Origin of the sequence: Carnobacterium sp. CS13, from assembly GCF_016653495.1 — a bacterium.
In the GTDB taxonomy this organism is placed as follows: Bacteria; Bacillota; Bacilli; order Lactobacillales; family Carnobacteriaceae; genus Carnobacterium_A; species Carnobacterium_A antarcticum.
In genome coordinates this window covers 859,470-882,855 of sequence record NZ_CP067364.1, presented here as the reverse complement: position 1 = coordinate 882,855, position 23,386 = coordinate 859,470, and the positions used below count along the sequence as shown (strand labels likewise).

General features: G+C 37.1%; 24 protein-coding genes and 1 other annotated feature. Of the genes, 7 read left to right on the top strand and 17 right to left on the bottom strand.

The window, feature by feature from the left end:
• Positions 1–12: 12 nt before the first annotated feature.
• The 17 genes from mreD to JHE06_RS04170 all read right to left on the bottom strand — a co-directional run bounded on the left by mreD (position 13) and on the right by JHE06_RS04170 (position 18,046).
• A complete protein-coding gene (gene mreD / locus JHE06_RS04250) occupies positions 13–534 on the bottom strand; it encodes a rod shape-determining protein MreD (RefSeq protein ID WP_058918230.1) in 522 nt (173 codons plus the stop codon).
• A 1-nt stretch (position 535) separates the two neighbouring features.
• The gene (gene mreC / locus JHE06_RS04245; protein WP_058918229.1) at positions 536–1,387 is read right to left on the bottom strand and encodes a rod shape-determining protein MreC; all 852 of its coding nucleotides are present in this window, start codon (positions 1,385–1,387) and stop codon (positions 536–538) included.
• Between the two features lie 148 nt (positions 1,388–1,535).
• The gene (locus JHE06_RS04240) at positions 1,536–2,549 is read right to left on the bottom strand and encodes a rod shape-determining protein (protein ID WP_058918228.1); all 1,014 of its coding nucleotides are present in this window, start codon (positions 2,547–2,549) and stop codon (positions 1,536–1,538) included.
• Between the two features lie 381 nt (positions 2,550–2,930).
• Complete coding sequence (locus JHE06_RS04235; RefSeq protein ID WP_058918227.1) at positions 2,931–3,131, bottom strand: cold-shock protein; 201 nt, start codon at positions 3,129–3,131, stop codon at positions 2,931–2,933.
• Positions 3,132–3,442: 311 nt separating this feature from the next.
• Positions 3,443–4,852, bottom strand: coding sequence for an ISLre2 family transposase (locus JHE06_RS04230; RefSeq protein ID WP_201088607.1), 1,410 nt, complete (start codon positions 4,850–4,852; stop codon positions 3,443–3,445).
• 208 nt (positions 4,853–5,060) lie between these two features.
• A complete protein-coding gene (locus JHE06_RS04225; RefSeq protein ID WP_058918227.1) occupies positions 5,061–5,261 on the bottom strand; it encodes a cold-shock protein in 201 nt (66 codons plus the stop codon).
• 224 nt (positions 5,262–5,485) lie between these two features.
• Positions 5,486–5,686 (bottom strand): cold-shock protein, encoded by a 201-nt coding sequence (locus JHE06_RS04220; RefSeq protein ID WP_058918226.1) that lies wholly within the window; start codon positions 5,684–5,686, stop codon positions 5,486–5,488.
• 240 nt (positions 5,687–5,926) lie between these two features.
• On the bottom strand, positions 5,927–6,127 hold the full coding sequence (locus JHE06_RS04215; RefSeq protein ID WP_058918226.1) for a cold-shock protein: 201 nt from the start codon (positions 6,125–6,127) through the stop codon (positions 5,927–5,929).
• 223 nt (positions 6,128–6,350) lie between these two features.
• On the bottom strand, positions 6,351–7,043 hold the full coding sequence (gene radC / locus JHE06_RS04210) for a RadC family protein (protein ID WP_058918225.1): 693 nt from the start codon (positions 7,041–7,043) through the stop codon (positions 6,351–6,353).
• A gap of 91 nt (positions 7,044–7,134) precedes the next feature.
• Positions 7,135–7,809: an HAD family hydrolase gene (locus tag JHE06_RS04205; protein WP_058918224.1), complete on the bottom strand. Its 675-nt coding sequence runs from the start codon at positions 7,807–7,809 to the stop codon at positions 7,135–7,137.
• A gap of 13 nt (positions 7,810–7,822) precedes the next feature.
• Positions 7,823–9,130: a bifunctional folylpolyglutamate synthase/dihydrofolate synthase gene (locus tag JHE06_RS04200; protein ID WP_201089561.1), complete on the bottom strand. Its 1,308-nt coding sequence runs from the start codon at positions 9,128–9,130 to the stop codon at positions 7,823–7,825.
• 134 nt (positions 9,131–9,264) lie between these two features.
• Positions 9,265–11,910 (bottom strand): valine--tRNA ligase, encoded by a 2,646-nt coding sequence (locus JHE06_RS04195; RefSeq protein ID WP_058918223.1) that lies wholly within the window; start codon positions 11,908–11,910, stop codon positions 9,265–9,267.
• Positions 11,911–11,989: 79 nt separating this feature from the next.
• Positions 11,990–12,224, bottom strand: a binding site (T-box leader).
• 66 nt (positions 12,225–12,290) lie between these two features.
• A complete protein-coding gene (gene tpx / locus JHE06_RS04190) occupies positions 12,291–12,782 on the bottom strand; it encodes a thiol peroxidase (protein ID WP_058918222.1) in 492 nt (163 codons plus the stop codon).
• 109 nt (positions 12,783–12,891) lie between these two features.
• Positions 12,892–13,533 (bottom strand): redox-sensing transcriptional repressor Rex, encoded by a 642-nt coding sequence (locus JHE06_RS04185; RefSeq protein WP_201089937.1) that lies wholly within the window; start codon positions 13,531–13,533, stop codon positions 12,892–12,894.
• Between the two features lie 252 nt (positions 13,534–13,785).
• Positions 13,786–15,003 (bottom strand): tRNA uracil 4-sulfurtransferase ThiI, encoded by a 1,218-nt coding sequence (gene thiI, locus JHE06_RS04180; protein WP_201089559.1) that lies wholly within the window; start codon positions 15,001–15,003, stop codon positions 13,786–13,788.
• Between the two features lie 23 nt (positions 15,004–15,026).
• A complete protein-coding gene (locus JHE06_RS04175) occupies positions 15,027–16,169 on the bottom strand; it encodes a cysteine desulfurase family protein (protein ID WP_058918220.1) in 1,143 nt (380 codons plus the stop codon).
• A 161-nt stretch (positions 16,170–16,330) separates the two neighbouring features.
• Entirely contained in the window at positions 16,331–18,046 is a 1,716-nt protein-coding gene (locus tag JHE06_RS04170) for a septation ring formation regulator EzrA (RefSeq protein ID WP_058918219.1), read from the bottom strand.
• A 217-nt stretch (positions 18,047–18,263) separates the two neighbouring features.
• Between JHE06_RS04170 and JHE06_RS04165 the strand changes: the two genes are divergently transcribed.
• The 7 genes from JHE06_RS04165 (at position 18,264) to JHE06_RS04135 (ending at position 23,382) form a co-directional block, all read left to right on the top strand.
• Positions 18,264–18,731 (top strand): GAF domain-containing protein, encoded by a 468-nt coding sequence (locus JHE06_RS04165; protein ID WP_058918218.1) that lies wholly within the window; start codon positions 18,264–18,266, stop codon positions 18,729–18,731.
• 229 nt (positions 18,732–18,960) lie between these two features.
• Positions 18,961–19,566 (top strand): 30S ribosomal protein S4, encoded by a 606-nt coding sequence (rpsD, locus tag JHE06_RS04160; RefSeq protein WP_058918217.1) that lies wholly within the window; start codon positions 18,961–18,963, stop codon positions 19,564–19,566.
• Between the two features lie 276 nt (positions 19,567–19,842).
• Positions 19,843–21,141 (top strand): Y-family DNA polymerase, encoded by a 1,299-nt coding sequence (locus tag JHE06_RS04155; RefSeq protein ID WP_058918216.1) that lies wholly within the window; start codon positions 19,843–19,845, stop codon positions 21,139–21,141.
• Positions 21,138–21,509, top strand: a complete 372-nt coding sequence (locus JHE06_RS04150) for a hypothetical protein (protein ID WP_058918215.1) — start codon at positions 21,138–21,140, stop codon at positions 21,507–21,509. Before JHE06_RS04155 ends, JHE06_RS04150 begins: the two co-directional genes overlap by 4 nt.
• A gap of 22 nt (positions 21,510–21,531) precedes the next feature.
• Complete coding sequence (locus JHE06_RS04145) at positions 21,532–21,843, top strand: hypothetical protein (RefSeq protein WP_058918214.1); 312 nt, start codon at positions 21,532–21,534, stop codon at positions 21,841–21,843.
• A gap of 134 nt (positions 21,844–21,977) precedes the next feature.
• Positions 21,978–22,304, top strand: a complete 327-nt coding sequence (locus JHE06_RS04140; RefSeq protein ID WP_201089557.1) for a hypothetical protein — start codon at positions 21,978–21,980, stop codon at positions 22,302–22,304.
• A 721-nt stretch (positions 22,305–23,025) separates the two neighbouring features.
• On the top strand, positions 23,026–23,382 hold the full coding sequence (locus JHE06_RS04135) for a hypothetical protein (protein ID WP_058918211.1): 357 nt from the start codon (positions 23,026–23,028) through the stop codon (positions 23,380–23,382).
• The last annotated feature ends 4 nt before the right edge of the window (positions 23,383–23,386 follow it).

Here is a 23,386-nt window from a genome sequence, read left to right as displayed (position 1 = left end):
TCTTCCATCGTTTTAATTTTCAATCATTTTTAGTATCATTTTTTTTAATGGATAAAATACTAGGATAAAGAATACGAGATTTAACAGCAATGTTGGCCCTAAACGACTAGCCATAAAAGTAGACGTATCGAGTGTAGTAAAACTTAAAACTTTATAAAATTCATAAAGTATAAATTCTAAAAGGCTTAAGTTGATGATGACCATCATTCCGACAACAATCGGATTGGGATTCAACACTCTTTTTAATTTCTCTGTAATATAAACAATTAATGGAAAAGCAGCAACGTAAATACCCAAAATTCCCACATAGTAACTATCGTAAAGCAATCCAAAAATAACAGCATAAAGAATCATCTTATTCCTTGGCAGATAAAAAGACATCAAAATAAAAATAAGAACGATTAATCTAGGAACCATGACTCCCGTTCCCCCATATAATTGTTCAGAAAAAACACCTGAGAGCAGTCCATCCATTAAGAAGCCAAAGAAAATCAGTAAGGGTGCAAAAACCTTTACTTTCCATTGTTCATTCATATTATTCACCACTTTCAGCTGTCCGTTGAATAAAAGTCACATAACGGATATCATTCAAGTCTGACGCAGGAGTAACATAAGCTTCTTGAGATAACCCATGAGCATCTAATTTAACTTCATCAACCGTTCCAATCAACAACGAACTTGGCGACACACCTCCAAGTCCAGAAGTCATCACTTGATCTCCAGTCTTCAATGTTACGTCTGTTGTTATTTGTTTCATGATCAATCGGTTAGTCTCGGCATCATACCCATTGATGACACCATGAACAAAGCCCTCTTCAGAAGAAACCGAAGCAGCGACCCGATTATTATTTTGGTCTAATGTTGTTATCAATTGAACTTTTGAGCTTGTTGGACTCACTTCTATCACCCGCCCAATCAAACCATTATCCGCCATGACAGATAACCCAATTGTTATACCGCTTTGACTTCCTCGATCCACTACGACTTGATCAATCCAATTATCTGGATTTCGACTAATGACCGTACCATTGATTTTTTGGTAATTTGAAAGCGTATCTTGTAGTTCCAATTGTTCTTTCATTTTTTGATTATCTTGTTTTAAATCGCTCAACTCAACTTCTGTTTCGTATAAACGATCGATCTTTGATTTCAACAGCTGGTTTTCTTTATAGGTGTTTTTCAAGTCATCCACTGCCTCAATAAAATTAACAACGGCATTGGTCGGTTTAGCTAACACTCGGCCTGTAATCGCCGTAATATCGTTGGTAAACTTTTGAACTACTGGAGTCTTACCATTTCCTGTAATGGAAAATGCAATAAGACCTAAACAAACTATAACACTCACCAACAGTATAATTAGCTTTTTGTTTGAAAAAAACTGATTCAAATTCTCACCTCATTAATTCTTCAGGCTTTTTCTATTTTACCATAACTTAAACAAAATAACTTAGTATTTTACCAGGTTATCATTTCAAACGAAACGATGCGGGAAGCAAAATACCGCCCGCATCATTTTTACGTCATGTTATTTTTAGCTATCTATTTCTTTTCTTTTTATAGAGGTTCATATGCTTAAGTGATTCTCCAGTACCTAAAGCCACACAATCCAATGGATCGTTTGCTACAAAGACTGGAACATCCGTTTCATCAGCGATCACATCACTCATATTTTTAAGTAAAGCTCCCCCACCGGTTAAAACGATACCATGATCAATGACGTCTGCTGAGATTTCTGGTGGTGTTTCTTCTAGTGTTTCTCTTACTGCACTTACAATTCCGTCAACGACTTCTTTGATGGCTTCCGCCACATCAATTGCTGGCACCTCAATCGTTTGCGGTAGTCCAGTCAACAAGTCGCGCCCACGGACATCCATTTTCCCGTATTCTGCAGCTTTTTCGATTGATGCACAACCAATTTCTATTTTAATCTGTTCAGCTGTCCGCTCACCAATCAGCAAGTTATATTTCTTACGGATATAGTGGATAATTCCATCGTCCATGCTGTCTCCTGCTAAACGAATCGAACGGCTGCTCACTATTCCGCCAAGCGCAATAGTAGCTACATCAGTCGTACCGCCACCAATATCGACTACCATACTACCCGTTGGATCCATTACCGGTAAGCCCGCACCGACTGCAGCAGCAAAAGGTTCTTCAAGAATAAAGGCATCCTTAGCCCCAGCCATTCTAGTTGCATCGATCACCGCACGTTTTTCAACTTCTGTTACACCGCTTGGCACACAAACCATTACATATGGCTTAGAAGTCGTTTTGCCGATTGCTTTTTCAATGTAATATTTCATCATTGCAGCAGTGGTATCATAATCTGCAATCACACCATTTTTCATAGGTCTAATAGCAACAATCGAACCTGGTGTTCTTCCGATCATGTTTCTTGCATCTTCACCAACGGCTACGATTTCTCCAGTATTGATATCTTTTGCAACTACTGAAGGATCTCTTAAGACAATACCTTTGCCATCTACAAATACATTTGTATTCGCTGTTCCTAAATCAATACCGATGTCTTTATTTCCAAATCTAAACACATTATTTCATCCTCTCAAGTCAGTCTAACAGTCTAAATTTCTCAGAAACCATACGTTTTACATTTGATTACTTGTCAGACTCTAAAACAGTATAACAAAAAAAAGGTTATATTGCCTTATCAGAAACCATCATACTTTATTTTCCTGTTCATAACATTAAATATTCTCTTATTTTAATAGAAATTTAAGTTAAAATCAATATCCCATTATGGGTACAACGAATAATGCTGATATAGTTTTGGCAGAAAGCGCTTTGCTTTCTATTCATTTTTATTTATTGATAAACCGATGATCGATTTCCCAAATAGCTCTTTATTATAATAAAACAATAAAAAAAGACCTGGCAATAAATGCCAAGTCTTTTGCAAAGTTTAAATTTAATTAAGCTTTGTTTACGTTTGCTGCTTGAGGTCCACGGTTTCCTTCTTCAACGTCGAAAGTTACTGCTTGTCCTTCTTCTAGAGATTTGAATCCTTCTCCTTGGATAGCTGAGAAGTGTACGAATACGTCGTCTCCGTCTTCACGTTCGATAAAACCAAAACCTTTTTCTGCGTTAAACCATTTTACTGTACCTTGTTCCATAATAAAATATCCTCCTCGTGCGTTTTGCACATTTGTTAATTCTTGCTAACGGTACGAATTGGAATGTTATGAAACAATTCTTATCTGTTACCTCACAAAAACTTAAGACCAGTATAACACGTTTTTTTTTACTTAGCAAGTACAACCATGATCAAGTTTGTGTCAAGTTTTTCTCGAGTGTCCTATTCCTTCACTAGTTTAGGCACTCTATTTTTGTACACCCATCAGCTACCGCACGGCTCCGCCGCTTGCTGGCCCATCTTTTGGAAGAACGTTCCTAAAACCAGGAACCTTCTCCCAAAAGACAGGAATTAACGAAAACTTTTAATTAATTGTCCTATTGCCGATGAACGAGAGGCATACAAGGGAATGGTCCCATTCTTTGCCCCGACTGACTGCCGTGTTTTCTCATGCAATAACGACGATAAACGAACCGTTTGGTTCAGCTTGCGCTGTTGTCTCGCACTTCTATTTTGTTGATGAAGGTAGGCTTCACGCAAGGTGTGATTGAACATCCCTTGTTTTACCTTTACCATAGCTTCGCAACCTTCTGCGCTCCAATGCATCCCACGCTTTTTCATGCGAAAAGAGATGTGTCGTTGATTCGATTCCATTGCGCCTAAACCTCTTGCATCCTCTGGTGCTTGTTCTACTTTTTCGCGCCAATCGAAAATCCGATCCCAATTCCGTAAGACATAGGTTCTAAATGTATTCAGTTTTTCCACTGCTGAAGTTTCGTCTAACGTACTTTCATACGTATCTAACCAAATAGTTAAATCATCTAAATCGTGTGTTTTTATCGCTTGCTTGACCTGTTGTTTAAAGACAGTCGTTTTCACACCAAATGCACGATTTAACCCTTGAAAGACATGATAAGAGTCTAGCTGATTGAAAACGGGATAATTCGATTGAGAAAAAGCTTCTTGGAATCTATCTGCAGTATAGCCTTGTCCACCGTCACTATTGGTAATGACTTGGGCTTGTTGTAAGGCATAATGATTCGCTGTAAAGGCTTGGACCTCTGCCCAAAAACCAGCGGTTTTTTTAGTCGTCATAATGGCTTTAGGTTCCTTTAAGGAAACGCGTTCTCCGTTTTTATTCCAGCCTTCGTAAAGAATGGCATGACGAACTTCTAAGCTTTTTTTCTTTTCTGTTCCACGAACAAAAACTCCATCAGCCTCGGCATAGAAATAGTCCACTTTTTTTCCTTCAGGCAATTCAGCTGCTTCTTCTAGCTCCAATACGCTTTCTTCATCTTCACGTGCTTGTGCTGATCCAACGCGTTTAAGAAGACTGCCAACTGTTTGGTGGCTGATCGTGACAGCCGTCCATTCATTTAGAATAGTTGCAGTATCTCGATAAGTAGCTTTACTCGCCAACTCAGCCACTTTTACTTCTACTAATGGACTATGACGCTGATATTTTCGAATGCCTAACCACTCATCTAGTGGATAATGATTCTGATCCGTGTGATCTACCATTAAGGTACGATAGTACCGAACGGGACCGAAAATAAATTGGACCGTTTTCCAATCTTCTCGTTTCACTTTCCAACCTTCAAGTTGTTTCTCCTCTTTGATCACCTGATTGATATGAGTGAAGACATCTCCTACTAATTCAGAAAATACTTCATACATATAAACTTGAATAGCTTCTTCTGTCTCTATTAAGTTACTTGAATCCTTTATTATTTGGTAAACCTTTGATATAATCTTATTCATAAGAAGGCCTCTTTCATTTATGTATTTGCCGGTCAAGCATACATTTATGATAGAACGCCTTCTTTCTTTTTGCTAGTAAAATTATTAACTCTCGAGAACTATTTTACACATACCATGATCAAGTCGTTTTACAGGTATTTTTTAGAAACGTTAAAAAAGAACTTAGCGGTTTACGCTAAGTTCTTATAAGTTTTAATTTTAAGTTAAATTAAGCTTTATTTACGTTTGCTGCTTGAGGTCCACGGTTTCCTTCTTCAACGTCGAAAGTTACTGCTTGTCCTTCTTCTAGAGATTTGAATCCTTCTCCTTGGATAGCTGAGAAGTGTACGAATACGTCGTCTCCGTCTTCACGTTCGATAAAACCAAAACCTTTTTCTGCATTAAACCATTTTACTGTACCTTGTTCCATAATAAAATATCCTCCTCGTGCGTTAAACACTATATATTTGACATTTTTGTTAACGGTACGAATCGGAATGTTTTGAGACAATTCTTTTTTCTACCTCCAACAAAATGCTAAATTCATTTTATCACAGCATTTTATTTTCCACAAGTAAAACGCTTTATTAAATAAATAAAAAAAAGAACTTAGCGATTTACGCCAAGTTCTTATCAATTTAATTTTAAGTTAAATTAAGCTTTGTTTACGTTTGCTGCTTGAGGTCCGCGGTTTCCTTCTTCAACGTCGAAAGTTACTGCTTGTCCTTCTTCTAAAGATTTGAAGCCGTCTCCTTGGATAGCTGAGAAATGTACGAATACGTCATCTCCACCGTCGCGTTCGATAAAGCCAAAACCTTTTTCTGCGTTAAACCATTTTACTGTACCTTGTTCCATAATGAAATTCCTCCTCGTGCATTTTGCACAAATATAATATTCTTGCTAACGGTACGAATTGGAATGTCTTTTGAAACAATTCTTTTCTTTTACCTAACAAAAACTTAAGTTAAGTATAGCATGGACTAAAAACAATAGCAAGCTAATTCTGCATCACTGTTAATCTTCCTTTTATTAGAAATAGAAAAAAGAACTTAGCGATTTACGCTAAGTTCTTATAAGTTTTAATTTTAAGTTAAATTAAGCTTTGTTTACGTTTGCTGCTTGAGGTCCACGGTTTCCTTCTTCAACGTCGAAAGTTACTGCTTGTCCTTCTTCTAAAGATTTGAAGCCGTCTCCTTGGATAGCTGAGAAATGTACGAATACGTCATCTCCACCGTCGCGTTCGATAAAGCCAAAACCTTTTTCTGCGTTAAACCATTTTACTGTACCTTGTTCCATAATAAAATATCCTCCTCGTGCGTTTTGCACATTTGTTAATTCTTGCTAACGGTACGAATTGGAATGTTATGAAACAATTCTTTTCTTATACCTAAACAAAAACTTAAAATAAGTATAACATGGTTATTTTCTTATGACAAGCCTTTTTCAAAACTAATTTCATTTCCCTGCCTGCAACTGGAAAGAGTCTTCATTAGCTGAACCATGAGTTTGTAAGCTTCATTTAAAATACTTCTAATTCTTTTAAGCTTATGTAGCTTTCTTGCCCTATAATGATATGATCCAGCAATTCGATCCCCATTAATTCTCCACATTCAAACATACGCTTAGTAAATAAAATATCAGCTTCGGATGGAGTCGGATTTCCCGAAGGATGATTATGGCCAACGATCATACGAGCTGCTGAAAACCGGACAGCACCTCTAAAAATCTCGCGGGGATGCGCGACACTTGAATTAAGTCCTCCAATAAAAATCGTTTCTTTTTTTATGATTTCATTTTTAGTATTTAGATACAGCACAATAACATGCTCTTGCTGCAAATCACGCATCTCGCCTAGCAGCATTTCTCCCGCTTTACGGCTGGAAGTGATTTGGCCGATTTTGATTTGAGATGCTTGAGAAATCCGTACGCCTAATTCAATGGCCGCTTTTACTTCAACAGCTTTTATTTTCCCAATACCAGAGATTGCCATTAATTCTTCTATTGAAGCTGTTTTCAGAAAATACAAATCTTCAAATGAATTTAGAACTTCCATAGCTAATGTCATCACATTCGTTCCTTTGATACCTGTCCTCAGTAAAATGGCCAATAATTCATGATTAGCTAAAGCTTTTTCTCCATAAATTTCCAAACGTTCTCTTGGCCTCGAAAAAACCGGTACTTCATTCACTAAACTAGTTACGTTTTCTGTCATAAAAAAACCTCCTCTTCTTCACGAATATATTATCCGCGCAGAGAGGAGATTTTTTTTATTTCTTTTATTCAGCAGTACGATAGGGCTGCTTTTAAAGCTTCACAAAACTGTTCTTTTCAGCAATGAACTCTTTTACTTGAAGTAAATCATCACAAATAGCAAATGCTTTTTGTTTAGCTTCATGGTCAGGTTGAAACAAATCGGGTACCATAATAACATTGATTTCTGCATCATAAGCAGCTCGGATTCCATTCATTGAATCTTCTAAGATGATCGTATGCTCTTTTGCAACACCTAATCTTTCCCAAGCTTTTTCAAAAATCTCAGGATCAGGTTTTGCACGTCTTACTTCATCGCCGCCTATAAAGCAGTCAAAATATTTGTGTACATTCCCGTGTTCTAAAAAGAATGAAACAACTGTTTTAATGTTGCTAGAAGCGACTACTTTTTTGATCTGATTTTCCTCTAAGTACTCAAGCAATTCCAATAAGCCAGGTTTCTTGATCAGCCCATCCTTTTTTATGATGTCAAAAAGCATATCGCTGCTTTCTTTGATAAGTTGAGTCACTTTAGCTTCATCTTCATAGTCTAAGTAAAGATTACGATGCAGCTCTTCATCAGACATTCCAATATACTGAGCATAATAATCATACGTAAAATCTAACCCTATACGATCTGCTACTTCTTTGTTTGCTTGATAATACATTATTTCTGTATCAAACATCAGACCATCCATATCAAAAATAACAGCTTTCACTTGCTCCATTCTCCCCACCCCCTTATTCCTCAGTTGAATCTAGTAAAGTCTGCCTAACTTCTGAAATAAAATACAAGGAACCCGTGATCAAAACAATGTCACTCTCGTCCATTTCTTTCATTGTATCCACCAAGGCTTCTTGCCATTGTTCCTTCATTATTGTTCTTGAATCGGCATAGCTGCTTAAGTCATCGATTGTTGCTGCTCTAGGAAAATCAAAACTTGTTAACACTAAGTGAACATTCGGAAGCTCTGTCAATACATCAAGCATCGGGCCAAGCGCTTTATCGCGTAGAGCAGCGAAAATCAAATAAATTTCTTGCTGGCTAAAATCATGCTTGATCGTTTCGGCTAATCGTCGAATAGCAGGCTCATTATGAGCTCCGTCTAAAATCATTAACGGCTCGTCATTGATTTTTTCCATTCTTCCCGGCCAAAAAGCTTGCTTTAACCCGCGGCGCATCGCTTCATGGCTCACCGCTAATCCCGTTTTATGGCTGTAAATGCGTAATGTTTCAATAGCCACAGCCGCATTTTCAATTTGGTGTTTTCCCAGCATTTCGATTTGAAGTTGATTTAAATAAATGTGTTCATCTTCAAATGTAAACTGTTCTCCCCAGGTAGGCAATGTCTGCCACTTCGAGACACTGAAATCATGGCTAAATCGTTCAATTTCGCTTCCTTGCTCCTCAGCGTATTTTTCAATGACTTGCATCGCTTCTTCAGGAATATTTCCTGTGACGACCGGAACTCCCGGCTTGATAATGCCCGCTTTTTGCAAAGCAATCTCAGGCAAAGTCTCGCCTAAAATTTTCGTGTGATCCAATCCAATAGTCGTGATTGCTGAAACAATCGGGACCACTACATTGGTCGAATCCAACAATCCTCCTAACCCTACTTCGACAATCACTACATCTGCATGACCTTCACCAAAATAAAGAAACATCATCGTGGTGATAATTTCAAATTCACTCGGTCCGCCAAACTCTGTTGCTTCAAGTTCTAAGGTTAGAGGGTAGACAATATTTGCTAACCGCAAAATTTCTTCATCTGAAATCGGCTCTCCGTTCACGCTGATGCGCTCGTTAAATGTTTTAATATAAGGAGAAGTGAACGTACCGACCACTTGTCCATTCGCTTCTAGCATATTTCTTAAAAAAGTAACGGTCGACCCTTTGCCATTTGTTCCTGCTACATGAATGGCTTTTATTTTTTTATCCGGGTGACCGAGTCGTTTTAACATCCATTCCATTCGTTTCAGCCCTGGCTTCATCCCGAAAACACTCGTTCCATGAATCCAGCTCAAAGCTTCTTCATAAGTTTTAAACATCTCTTATCCCACCGTTCTTTTAATGCTTATTCCACTACTTATTATAGACTACTCTTCTAAAAGAATACATTTAAAAAGAGCTGGCGTCCTCATAAATAATACAGAGGCGACAGCTCTTTAGTTTGTACATTCGATTAAAGCTGAGCTTTCAGCACACCGATTCGCTCTGATACAATGGCATGTTTTTCAAGGTATTCAGCTTCTTTAGTTTTTTCAGCTGCTACTACAGCTTCTGGAGCATTATCAACAAACTTAGCATTTGATAATTTTCCTTTGACACGTTTAACTTCTTTGTCCCACTTAACCAACTCTTTTTCAAGACGGGCAATTTCTTCCTCTAAGTTGATCAAACCTGCTAGCGGCAGATAAATTTCAGCGCCTGTAATAACAGCGCTCATCGCTGTTTCAGGAGCTTCTACGTTACTGGAAATGGTTAGAACTTCCGGGTTGCAGAAACGTTCAATATACGAAACATTTTCTTTTAAGAACTGTTCTGCTGTTTCGTCATTGGTTTTGATCATCAGTTCAATCGGTTTTGATAAAGGCGTATTTACTTCTGAACGAATATTTCGAACCGAACGAATCAATTCCATCAAAATATCCATTCCTTTAGTAGCCGCTTCATCAGATAATTCTGGACGTACTACCGGATAATCCGCAATCACTAGCGACTCGCCTTCGTGGGGGATGTTTTCCCAAATTTCTTCCGTCACGAATGGCATAATCGGGTGCAGCAGGCGTAACGTTTGATCTAAAACATGAGCCAAAATACTTCTAGTCGTTTGTTTGGCTGTTTCATTTTCGCCAAACAATACTTCCTTACTCATTTCAATGTACCAGTCACAAAAATCATCCCAAATAAAATGATACAAAATCCGACCGGCTTCGCCGAACTCAAAACGTTCAGACGTATCAGTGACTTTTTGAATGGTTTCATTTAATTTAGTTAAAATCCAGCGATCCGCAACGGTTTTTTCACCAGTCAAATCTATTTGCTCAACAGTAAAGTTTTCCATATTCATCAATGCGAAACGACTAGCGTTCCAAATTTTATTGATGAAGTTCCAAGCAGCGTCCATTTTATCGTAACTGAAACGCACATCTTGACCAGGAGAAGATCCGTTCGATAAGAACCAGCGCAGTGCATCTGCACCATATTGATCGATCACATCCATCGGATCAATCCCATTGCCTAATGACTTACTCATTTTGCGTCCCTCTTCATCGCGAATCAGACCATGAATCAAAACGTTCTTAAACGGTCTTTTTCCAGTAAATTCCAAACTCTGGAAAATCATCCGGCTGACCCAGAAGAAAATAATGTCGTAGCCTGTAACCAATGTGTCCGTTGGGAAGTACCGTTTAAAATCTTCCGCTTCTTCATCTGGCCAGCCCATTGTTGAAAACGGCCATAAAGCTGAGCTAAACCAAGTGTCCAATACATCCGGATCTTGAACCCAATCCTCGCTGTTTTCCGGCGCTTCCATGCCGACATACAATTCGCCAGTCGTCTTATGGTACCAAGCCGGAATTCGATGTCCCCACCATAGTTGACGTGAAATAACCCAATCGTGAACATTTTCCATCCAACGCATATACGTATTCTCAAAACGATCAGGGACAAAAGACACTTTGTTATCTGTTTCTTGATTGTCTATCGCTTCTTTTGCTAAAGACTCCATTTTAACAAACCATTGTGTTGATAAACGCGGTTCGACTACTACTCCTGTACGTTCAGAATGTCCGACACTGTGAACCATTTTTTCAATTTTGATTAAATGACCTTCTGCTTCCAGATCTTTAACAACTGCTTTACGAGCTGCAAATCGATCCATTCCAGCATACTTGCCAGCCAGCTCATTCATCGTTCCATCTTCATGCATCACGTTGACACGCGGCAAATCATGACGGTTCCCGACTTCAAAGTCATTAGGGTCATGGGCAGGGGTGATCTTAACAACCCCTGTACCAAAGTCCTTTTCAACGTATTCATCAGCAACAATCGGTATTTCACGGTTCATTAACGGTAATAAAACAGTTTTCCCAATTAATTGCTGGTAACGTTCATCTTCAGGATGCACAGCAATTGCAGTATCGCCTAACATTGTTTCAGGACGAGTAGTAGCAATTTCAACAACACCGCTGCCATCGGACAACGGGTAGCTCATGTGGTAAAAAGCTCCTTCAACGTCTTTATGGATCACTTCAATATCTGATAAAGCTGTTTTAGCTTTTGGATCCCAGTTGATAATATACTCGCCGCGATAAATCAGTTTCTTTTCATACATTGTAACGAAAACTTTTTTTACGGCTTCTGACAAGCCGTCATCTAATGTAAAACGCTCGCGGCTGTAATCAACTGATATTCCAACTTTAGCCCATTGTTGGCGGATAACCTCTGCATATTCTTCTTTCCAATCCCAGACCGTTTCAATAAATTTTTCACGACCTAAATCATAGCGAGAAATGCCTTTTTCTGCTAATTTTTCTTCTACTTTTGCCTGAGTCGCAATTCCAGCGTGATCCATTCCAGGCAACCACAAAGTATCGTAGCCTTGCATGCGTTTTTGTCGAATAATGATGTCTTGCAAAGCTGTATCCCACGCATGCCCTAAATGAAGTTTTCCAGTAACATTTGGCGGAGGTATAACAATAGAGTAAGGTTGCTTTGTTTTGTCTCCACTTGGTTTAAACAAATCTTTTTCTAACCATTTTTCATAGCGGCCTGCTTCAACTTCTTTTGGTTGATATTTTGTCGCCATCTTCAGTTCATCTGCCATGTCCCTTAACCCCTTTTTCATTTTTTTAAAGCTGCTATTATATAAAACGACAAAAAAAGCACCCATCCTAATGTATAATCATTAGGACGAATGCTTTAGAATTCGCGGTACCACCTAGTTTGCATATTCGTTATTCCCGAATATACCTCTCTCTTCACGTTTTTAACGTAACGTCACTCCGTACAAGGTTACTCTTTCTTCACCCTGTCAGCTCCCAAGCTACCTTCATCTTATTTCGGTTAAGAACTCCCACCATCTGTTCTTTTCTCTATTAAACCAAAAATAACATTACTCTTCTTGTTCATCGCTTTTAAGTATGTCTTATTTTAGCATTGAAAAGGTGGTAATTCAATCCTGTATTTTATAATTCGGAATTAAACTCAACGAGCAGCTTTTGCAACTTCAATAGCTTTGTCATAGTTTGGTTCATCAACCATTTCAGATACGATTTCTTTGTAGATTAATTTTCCGCTTGCATCGATTACAAACACAGAACGCGCTAATACATTCATTTCAGGGACAAATAAACCGTATGCTTTGCCGAAAGAAGCATCCGTATCGTGCAACATCTCCATTTCGATACCTTCTCCAGCACACCAATTTTCTTGTTGTTCTTTTGTATTTGTTGAGATCGTCATTAACTGTACGCCTTCGATAGCACTTGCTGCTGAATTGAAAGCTTTCGTTTGAACCGCACAAACACGTGTATCAATGTCCGGTACGACACTGATTAAAACAACTTTTCCGTTAAATTGTTTCAATTCAATGGTCTCATCTTTTAAATTTTTCACTGAAAAATCCGGTGCTTGTTCTCCCACTGCGGGTTGCGTGCCTTCAACTTTAAAAGGAGTGCCTTTTCTTGTGATTTCCATGTATATCGCTCCTATTCATATATAAACCTACTTCTTTAGTATACGCTGGCTGGAAAGAAAAATGCAACCTTTACCATTTTAATTGCTTCACTAACTACAAAGCGAATACCTATTTAACTACTGGATGAAGCAGCCAGTCATTATAACAAACCAACGTTAAAATTTCACTGGTTAAGTCAATATACCGGATACCCACGTGTTCCGGCACATTAACCCTTCCTGGAGCAAAATTTAATATCGCCGTAATCCCTCCATCTACCAACATCTCTACTGCCTCTTGAGAAAATTCGCTAGGGACCGTAGAGATGGCCACATGAATTTCTTCTCTTAGTAACACTTCTTTCATCTGATCAATCGAATAAACCGGAACTCCGGATAATATTTTGCCGGAATTCTCTTCACATTTCTCGAAGCCGCATGTAATTTTCAAATTTTGATCTCTACGGAAATTATTTTCGATTAACGCTTTCCCAAGGTTTCCAACTCCGATCAAAGCAATCTTAATGATTTTATTCACATTCAATAACTCATTAAATACTTTTGTAACATAATCTACCTCATAACCGTATCCGCTTCTGCCTAATTCCCCGAAATGAGAAAAATCACGTCGAATAGTTGCAGAAGGAATCTGCGTTAACTGACTGATTTCATTTGATTTTATTCGCTTTACTCCGCTATCTTGCAACTTTTTTAAACAACGATAATAAATAGGCATTCTTCTGGCTGTTGCTTTTGGAATCTGACTTCCCATTTGTTCCTCTTTCACTAAAAGCCCTCCTCTTTTGCACCCTTTCTCTTTGCATCATATCATTACAATTGCATAAACTCAATCTTTTTGTGATTAAAATCACATTCAATTTCATATGGTTAATCTATTTCTCAATAAAATTCCTATTGAATTGAAACGAAATGATTAACGTACTTCTTTTTCCTATACTCCCGATGACATTTTCTCCTCAAACACAAAAAAGCCTGAACCAATTAAAGTTCAGGCTTTTTGAGCTTAAAACAAATCAGAAAAAGCTTCTTTTTGCTGTTCTTCTAAAGTGTCTCCCACTTTGATTTTTGAAATAACTAATCCTTCCATTGCACGTTGAATCAAGCCTTCTACATCTAACCGAGCTTCGTATTTACGCGTTTTTTCCACATCCGGTTTTGTTTTTGGAGCAGGCGGAGCGAAAATCGTACAACAGTCTTCAAAAGGTTGGATAGATAATTCAAAGGTATCGATTTTTTGAGCAATTTCGATGATTTCATTTTTATCCATAGAAACAACTGGACGAATAACCGGAGTAGTGGTCACATCGTTGATGGCAATCATGCTATGCATCGTTTGAGAGGCTACTTGTCCAAGAGATTCACCATTAATAATGGCCAATCCTCTCCGTTCTTCACGGATACGGTCTGTGATTCGCATCATCATACGCCGTGTTACAGTCATTAGATATCCCTCTGGTATGCTCTTTTTGATTTCTTCTTGTATCTCAGTAAAAGGCACTTCAATAAACTGAACGCTGCCGACAAAAGCTGCTAATTTCGATGTTAAATCTTTAGCTTTTTGTAAAGCTCGCGGACTTGTATAAGGCGGACTATGGAAATGAACGGCTTCCACTTCAACTCCCCGTTTCATCGTTAGGTACCCAGCCACCGGAGAATCGATTCCTCCTGATAACATCAACATACCCTTACCGCTTGAACCTACAGGCAACCCCCCAGCTCCTAGTATCGTTTGACTAGACAAGAAAAATCCTTCTTTGCGAATTTCGACGCGTAAATCGATATCGGGCTTCTTCACTTGAACAGTGATGCCTTCGACATGTTTAAGAACTTCAGCACCTAATAATTGATTGATGTCATTCGTATCTAATTCAAACTCATGATCTGAACGACGTGTTGAAATTTTAAATGTTTTTCCTTCTGTATACAATTCTTGTACCATAGCCACCGCTGTTTTTTTTACTTGTTCCATGTCACGCTCAAGACGCATCACAGGCGAAAAATTTTGAATACCAAAAATTGGTTTCAATCGTTCTAAAACAACTTCGCTATCTGCACCATTTAACGTCAAATGCATCCGATCGCGACCGCCATGAATTTTTAGCTCATCAAAGTCATGTAAAGCAAATTTCACGTTTTGTACTAATTTATTGATAAAAGATTTTTTATTTTTTCCTTTAGTGGACAATTCGCCATAGCGAACCATTACTTCATCGTATTGCATATTAAATTCCCGCTCCTTTTCTTTTATGCGTTGATTGCTTGAAATTGATGGTACAGCTCATCGAATACATTTAAAAATTGTTTAGCTTCTTCCATCGTATTCGTATCTGTCAAACTAACTCGAACTGCATTTGTGGCAATAAACTCCGGAACATTCATTGCTCCTAAAGTACTAGAACTTGTTTTACTGCGGCTGGAACACGCACTTGTCGTAGAAATGTAAATGTCTTTTTCCTCAAAAGCATGCACCATCACTTCGCCTCTAATGCCTTTTAAACCATAACAAAGAATATGCGGAGCTCCTTCCTCACTAGAAAAAAGAGTTACTTTTGGATATTTTTTCAATGCATCAGCCAAATAGTTTTTTATCTTTTTTTGGAGAGCTTGTTTTTCGACAGCATCAGATAAGACTAACCGCAAAGCTTTAGTCATTGCAGCAATTCCTGCAATGTTCTCCGTCCCACTACGCAACCCAGCTTCTTGACCTCCGCCGTTCAATAATGGAGCAATTTTCTTGCCTTTTTTCAAATAAATAAATCCTACGCCTTTTGGCCCATGAAATTTATGACTTGAAAATGAAGCGATATCGATACGTGAGTCAGGACCTAACAACAAAGGCTGTTTCCCAACAGCCTGGACAGCATCTACATGAAAATGGACAGAGGGATAGTCTTCTAATACTTTTCCAATAGCTTCAAGCGGTTGAATGCTGCCCACTTCGTTATTGATTGCCATAACAGAAACCATAATGGTGTCTGGCCGAAGAGCTTGTTTTAAATCTTCGATTGAAATAACTCCTTTTTTATCAACAGGTAAATAAGTCACTTCGAATCCCAATTGTTCTAATTGATGCATCGTCTCTTTAACTGCCGGGTGTTCAATAGCTGTTGTAATCAAATGTTTGCCAAAAACACTTTTTTCAATGGCCGTTCCTTTAATCGCCCAGTTATCGCCTTCCGTTCCGCCACTTGTAAAATAAATCTCTTGTGGAGTGACATCTATTAACGACGCTATCTGTGCACGTGATTGTTGCAGTAATCCCGCAGCCTGATCGCCTAATTTATGAAGACTAGAAGGGTTGCCATTGATACTTTGGCTGACTTTTAAAAAGGTTTGCAAAACCCCTTCATCGATTTGTGTTGTTGCGCTGTTATCAAAATATATCATTATTGATCACACTTTCTATTATTCTTTTCTATATTTCTGCTAAAAAACATCTTTCTTATTATAACAAAATCTCTTTGAACCACAAGAAAGCATTTTTAACAGCTCTTTCTTCGCCACAACAAAACAGAGTGTTCACAACAATGAATCACTCTGTTTCTTTTCTATCTCTTCTTTTGTTTGTCCTCTAAATAGCTTTCTTCTACTTTTTTAAACGCTCCTGGCTCTACTTCTTCTAAAGCAGTGGAGATCGTTTCAAGCGCTTCTTGATACTCAAACTCTTGATTAAATAATGCAAAGCTTTCAGTAATAGCACTTGAAATTTCAGGATGCGTATGGCGGTAACGATTTGCGTACTGCATCATGTATTCCGTTAACATTGCGCTGTCTACAATATCTTCTGTCTTCTCAATTAATAATTCAACATCATCATCGCATAAATCGCATAACTTTTTAATGTCTTTCATATCAATTCTCAGCTTGTTTAATTCTTTTGATAGTTCTTCAATTCGTTCTGTTGTAGCAAAAAAGAAGTCTAAATAACCTGTAGGCAAGCCAGGTAAATGTTGTTTTTCAATGTATCTCTTTACACCACGTAAGTTAAATTCAAAATCATCGATTTTAGCTTTAACTTCCATTTCTTCTTCACGCAATTCAATCAGATGATCATTGATTTCTTTTTGTTTTCCTTCAATTTGTTCTAAGGCTTTCGCATGCTCTGTGTAACTTTCTTGTACTGCGGAAAAAACGGCTTGATGATTGTTTAGTCCATCAGTAAAGGTATCAAAATTGTTTTGTATCTCCAGCAGCTCTTCTTGCATTGTTTGAGTTTTTGCTAGCTCATCGTTATTTAAGGCATAACTTTGAGCGACACGATCAATTTCAATCAGTAATTTTCGGTTTTTTTCTAATACAAATTCAATGTAATCATCTAAAACAGGTTGACGAGCTACGATAAATTCTTTCGCTTCAATTTCCAACTCCATAATATCGTATAAATGGTTGATATTTTCTTCGATTTCGCGGTTTTTCATTTTTGCCTCTTCAAGTTCACAATCGGCGATCAGTCTTTCGGAAACTTGGCATTCTTTCTCAATAGCCTCAATATCGTCCAGAATCGTATCATCTAAAAACACAAATTTTTGTGCAATTAATTGTTCATATCCTTCTTTTAATTCTTCAATTTGACCAGCAAATTCGGTAGTCAGTTCTTTCAAAATCCCAGGTACTTGTTTAATCAGATGATTCAACTCTTTAGTATCAAGATCAACCTGACTTAATACTTTCTTGGCCTCAATATGGTCTCCTAAAGCAGTCAATTCTTCGATTTTCGAAAAATCTACTTCTAAAAAAGTTAATTTTTTTTCAAGTTTCTCCAAAGCTGGGCCAAACGAAAAGCTCTGTGTCAACAACTTCTTACGAATTTCTTGGTACGTTTCTTGAATACGTTTGACTTCCAAAAGATTTTTTTCTTCACTTTTCAGCAACTCTTTTAAAGCTTCTTGAATATCTGCAATGGTTATTTTGGCTCCTTCGATCAGCTCTGCTGCTTTTGTTTCTGCTTTTTTAGCATGAACCAGTTGCAAGCGATCCGTAGCCTGCTCTGCGTCAAACAAACAGTTTTCTAAATCCGGGAAAGTGGTCGTTTCAACTTTCTGCCATTCTGCTTTCAGCTTCTTGAATGTTTCTTCGGTTTGTCCAGTTAGTTGGAGATCTTTAGCGCTATGTAGATCATCGATTACTGGAAGTTCCATTAACTCAAGTTTCTGTTTTTCCAAAGCATCAATAATGGCGTAATGTTTTTTCTTCATCAAATAACTCGTTCCATAGGCAATAACTGCCAATAAAATAATCGCTATCAAAATATATTCAAAACTCATTCTAATACCTCCAGCTGAATTGGTACTTTCATTACTTGTATTTTTTTAATTTGATTTACTGACTTGTTTTCAAAAAATAGTTGTGTTCATTTAGTTTACGTTTACTTATAAAAATACCTATTGTATATTGTAACATATACAATGAAATCTAACACTACTAAACAAGGTTTTTTATTCACCTCATTTAGTAACTAACCATTTTAAAGGAGTGATTTACTTGTCAAAAGAAGCTAAATACCGATTAACTAACCAGCAACTAGCTGCTGTGATTGGTGACGAAAAAAACTTTATTGCGAATTTAAGCAATGCTGCAGCATTATTATTTGAAAATTTGCCTGATATCAATTGGGCTGGTTTCTATCTTTATGAAGAAACCTCTGGCGAACTTGTTTTAGGCCCTTTCCAAGGAAAAGTAGCCTGCATCCGTATCGAAATAGGTAAAGGTGTCTGTGGTACAGCTTTTGAAAAAAATGCATCTGTTGTGGTGGAAGACGTTAATCAATTTCCAGGTCATATCGCTTGTGACGCAGCCAGTCAATCTGAAATCGTCATTCCATTAACGATAAATAATAAAAAAATAGGCGTATTGGACATCGATGCTCCGATCACGAATCGTTTTGATACAGTGGATCAACAGTTTTTAGAACAATTTGTTGAAATCTTATTAAAAAACAGCCAGATTTAAACAAAAGTGCAACAATGCTTGACTCTTGAGAAGAATACATTGTATAATTCAAGTTGTGTAAAATAATGCAGCGTGAAAGTGGTATTCACGTCAACAGTTTATTGCCAATTATGGTGCATTTGTGTAACCTGCGGCTGCAAAGGTGAAGAATGAAAAATAAACTGCACGAAATACTGAACTATCAACTTGTTATTTTACTCCAAAAAAGAATTATTGGAGGAATTTTATTATGTCACGTTATACAGGTCCAAGTTGGAAAGTTTCTCGCCGTTTAGGCATTTCACTTTCTGGTACAGGTAAAGAAATCGAACGCCGTCCTTACGCTCCAGGTCCTCATGGTCCAAACAGCCGTAAGAAATTAACAGAATACGGTTTGCAATTACAAGAAAAACAAAAATTGCGTCACATGTACGGAATGAACGAACGTCAATTTAAAAACTTGTTCGTAAAAGCTGGTAAAATCAATGAAGGTAAACACGGTGATAACTTCATGATCTTACTAGAACAACGTTTAGATAACGTTGTTTACCGTCTAGGTTTTGCTACTACACGTCGTCAAGCTCGTCAATTAGTAAACCACGGTCACATCCTTGTTGACGGAAAACGCATTGATATTCCATCATACAGCGTTTCAGTTGGACAAGTCATCTCTGTTCGTGAAAGATCTAAAAACATGGAAATCATCAAGTCTGCTGTTGAATCATTATTCGGCCGTCCTGAATTCCTAACTTTTGATGCTGAAAAATTAGAAGGTTCATTAACTCGTTTACCATTACGTGAAGAGTTATACGCTGAAATTGATGAAGCATTCATCGTTGAGTACTACAACCGTTAATAAAACTAGATTCTATCTAGTAACTGTAAAAGCTTCGAAAGTGCTATACAATAGCCTTTCGGGCTTTTTTATTTTTAACCAACTCTCCATGTTAGTCCATGTATTTCTATTATTTTTTGGGGGAACTTTGGGGGAACTTTTTTAAAAAATAAACGGCGGACTACTAGGCATTTTGATAAAACTCTTGGATTTGTTTCCTAGGGTTATTTTAATGTTCTGTTCGCTTTACTTATCGAACGTTTGTTCGTATAATGAAATAAAAAAGGAGGGATCTTTATGTCATTCGATTACTCTGATGAGATAAGCAGCGACATTCTCTGTGTTGATGTTAAATCATTTTATGCTTCAGTTGAATGTGTTGAACGCGGCCTGCACCCATTAAAAACTATGTTGGTAGTTATGAGCAATGCAGAAAATGCTGGCGGTTTGGTTCTAGCTGCCTCCCCTTTAGCTAAAAAAGTATTAGGCATCAGTAACGTGACCAGAAAACGGGATATCCCCTATCATCCTGATTTATTGATCGTGCCTCCACGCATGCAATTTTATATAGAAAAGAATACGGAAATCAACGATATTTTTCGTAAATACGTTTCAGATGAGGATTTACATATTTACAGCATAGATGAATCATTTGTGTCTGTTAGAGCGAGCTTGAAGCTCTTTAAAAGAAAAAGCGCCTACGACTTGGCTAGAATGATTCAATACCACATTCATAAGAAAACTGGCCTTTACGTCACTATTGGAATTGGTGACAATATGTTGCTGGCTAAACTAGCTTTGGATAATGAAGCCAAATGCAACGCTAATTTGATTGCTGAATGGCGATACAAAGATGTCCCAGAAACGATTTGGAAAATAGAAAACATAACCGACATGTGGGGCATCGGAGAACGAACAGCTATACGGCTAAATAGCTTAGGGATTAAATCAGTCTATGACTTAGCACATGCAAATTTTTACCAGCTAAGAGAGTCTATGGGCCTTATTGGAGAACAGCTATACGCTGGTGCATGGGGTATCGATCGCAGCGATATTAGAGATCAGTATCGTCCTTTAGAAAAAAGTTACGGAAACTCTCAAATACTTAAAAGAGATTATTATAAAAGACATGAGATCAAAATAGTGATTCGAGAAATGGCGGAACAAGTGGCGACCCGCATTCGAAAGCACCTTTGCAAAACAGGATGTGTCAGCCTTACCGTTACCTATTCTAAGCATGAAGAAAAAGCAGGATTCTCTCGACAATTAAAAATTCCTAATACATCTAATACGAAGAAGTTAGTCGATTATTGTTTTGATATTTTCAATAAACATTATGAAGACGACATGGCTGTAAGGAGTATCGGAATTTCTTATTCAAAATTGACTTACACTAGTAATATTCAATTGGATTTATTTGAAGATCCCTCTCAACAGATCACAAATGAAAAATTAGATTTGTTGGTAGATAAAATAAGAGATAAGTATGGTTTTCAATCACTAGTACATGCTAGCAGCCTTTTAGAAGGAGCTACAGCTATTAACCGCAGCTCTCTTGTTGGTGGGCACGCTGGCGGAATGGAGGGTATCCAATGAGCTTTTTAAATGAGGAATATCGTGATCGCGGCATTAAGAAATGGGCAGGCTTTTATTTATCTGAGCATACGGCTGTCCAAGAAAAGTTATCAAGCGAAAGGACAAAAGTTAATCAGCAAAAAAGACAGATGAACCAAGGTGAAATTGAAATAGTAATAAATGAATCCATAGTAAAGAATAAGTCTGTCGCTATTCAACTTGAAAACGTAGATCAAAACGGATTTTACTATGATGACGTAGTTGGTCATATTGTTGGTGGTGACGAATTAGGTATCTTCATAAATAATACCAAAGTCGATTTTGATGAAATTCGAAACATTCAATTTGTGGTTCTAAAAAAATGGAACAACACGGATGATGATGTTTAATAGATAAAAGGAGCTGTTTAAAATGAATTTTGCTATACTCACCGGAAAAGTTGTTTCTGAAGTTAAAGTGATTAACACCGATAACGGTTCTCCCCTATGCCGTTTCACACTGAAAGTAGATGACCGTAAATTCAATTGTCTGGTCGTTGGAATGAAAGCTTATAAATTTATGTACGACATTGAAGAAGATTCGGTCATTAGTATAGAAGGAACTATAAACGATCGGATGCAATTAGTTGTGCAAGAGTACCGTCTCGATTCGAAACCTAGCTACTTTGGACAGATATTTGATTATAAAGGCAGAAAGATGCCGCATAAGAAGGTTATGTTTTGAGGAAAAAATACCCTTCTCTCTTTTTGATTGAGGATTATTTTTTATTTAAATTTAATTGTTAGATACAAATCATTAAGGTGTTTGACATACTAAAGTAGAATAAAAAAATATAAATCATTTAGAGGAGTGCTTAAATGATTTCATTAGAACAATTAATTTCTTATAAAGATGATTCACATGATATTTTTGGTAATTCTTACTTTTATGTTATTTCAGATGCAGAAAATAATCTTATATCTAAGTTAAATGGTAAAGATAGAGTAGCTCAATTACTATCGAATCATGATAACGAAGCTAAAGCTCTTTTTTACTACCAATTAAGAGAATTATCTGGTTCAAATGAAATGAAATTCGAAGTCGAAGATTGTTTCCGGGATATAGAAGGTTTCGATTTATCTAATATAGATGAATCTAGATTGAAAATAATCAAGTCTAATGTTGAAAAACCTAGTTCTTTTTAAAGGTTGAGTATTATTGCATAAAAAAAGCCCCATCCAATTTACGAAATATATTTTTAAAAGTCCACAAATGTTTATTTATAAACGTTTGTGGACTTTTTTATTTTACTTAGATTTATGCTTATTTTTCTTACGGACTAACGATATTTGTTTCTTTATAATTTCAAAGTTAAAAGAAGTTAGTGCTTTTGACTTTAGACTATTTTGGCTCTTTATCAAATCGTACTGGTGTCTCTTAGATTGAAATTTCCTTCGGAACTTACGTGTTTTCTTGTAGAAAGCCATGGGACCGCCTGGAGCCCCTTTGGATCTCCAGGTTTTCAAGCCTCAAACGAAGCGTAAACGCTTCGTTTGAGGCTTGAATCCTTTTTATGGCTACAAGCAGCCACTATTCCTCCAAAAATTTCAAGATTGTAGCATATAGTCATTTCACTTACCAACACCCCAAATGATAGAACCACTATTTTTATCTTCCCTCTCCGGTCTCAACTCTTTCTATAGTCCATCTAATATAATAATGATAGAGCAGTAAATACAAAATAGTTCTTAACGCACCCAAAAATTCCCTCCATTTGCTCCATTTTCTTCTTCCTCAGGATTAACTTTCACATAGTTGACACAATTGAGTAAGCTTTTTCTAATTTAACTCAATAGTTTATTCTTTAATAGCCTTTTTTATCTTATAATAAATGTATTAATTAACTAATTGATTGAGGTGATTCTTTTGCTGATTGAAGTAAATGATGATTTTTTGAAAGAAATTAAGCAGATTACAGAAGCTATGAATATAACTCCTGGTGAATACCTTGAGAACCTGTATAAAAATACTCAAAATTTAAAAGATGATCTTTTAGAGGATAAAGAAGACTTTTCAACATTTGTAGAAGAATATCATTTGATTTTAAATGAACTGAGCCGCCATCAAGAAAACCTGCTGGCTTCAGTTAAGGAAATTGATGATACGCTTGTTACTCAACGTGTTTTTGAAGAGTTGATTAGATTATGCAGCGATGATATTTCAGTATTAAGCAAATTATACAAAAAATATAAAGAACAAGACGATAGGATTCAACTAATTTAAACTT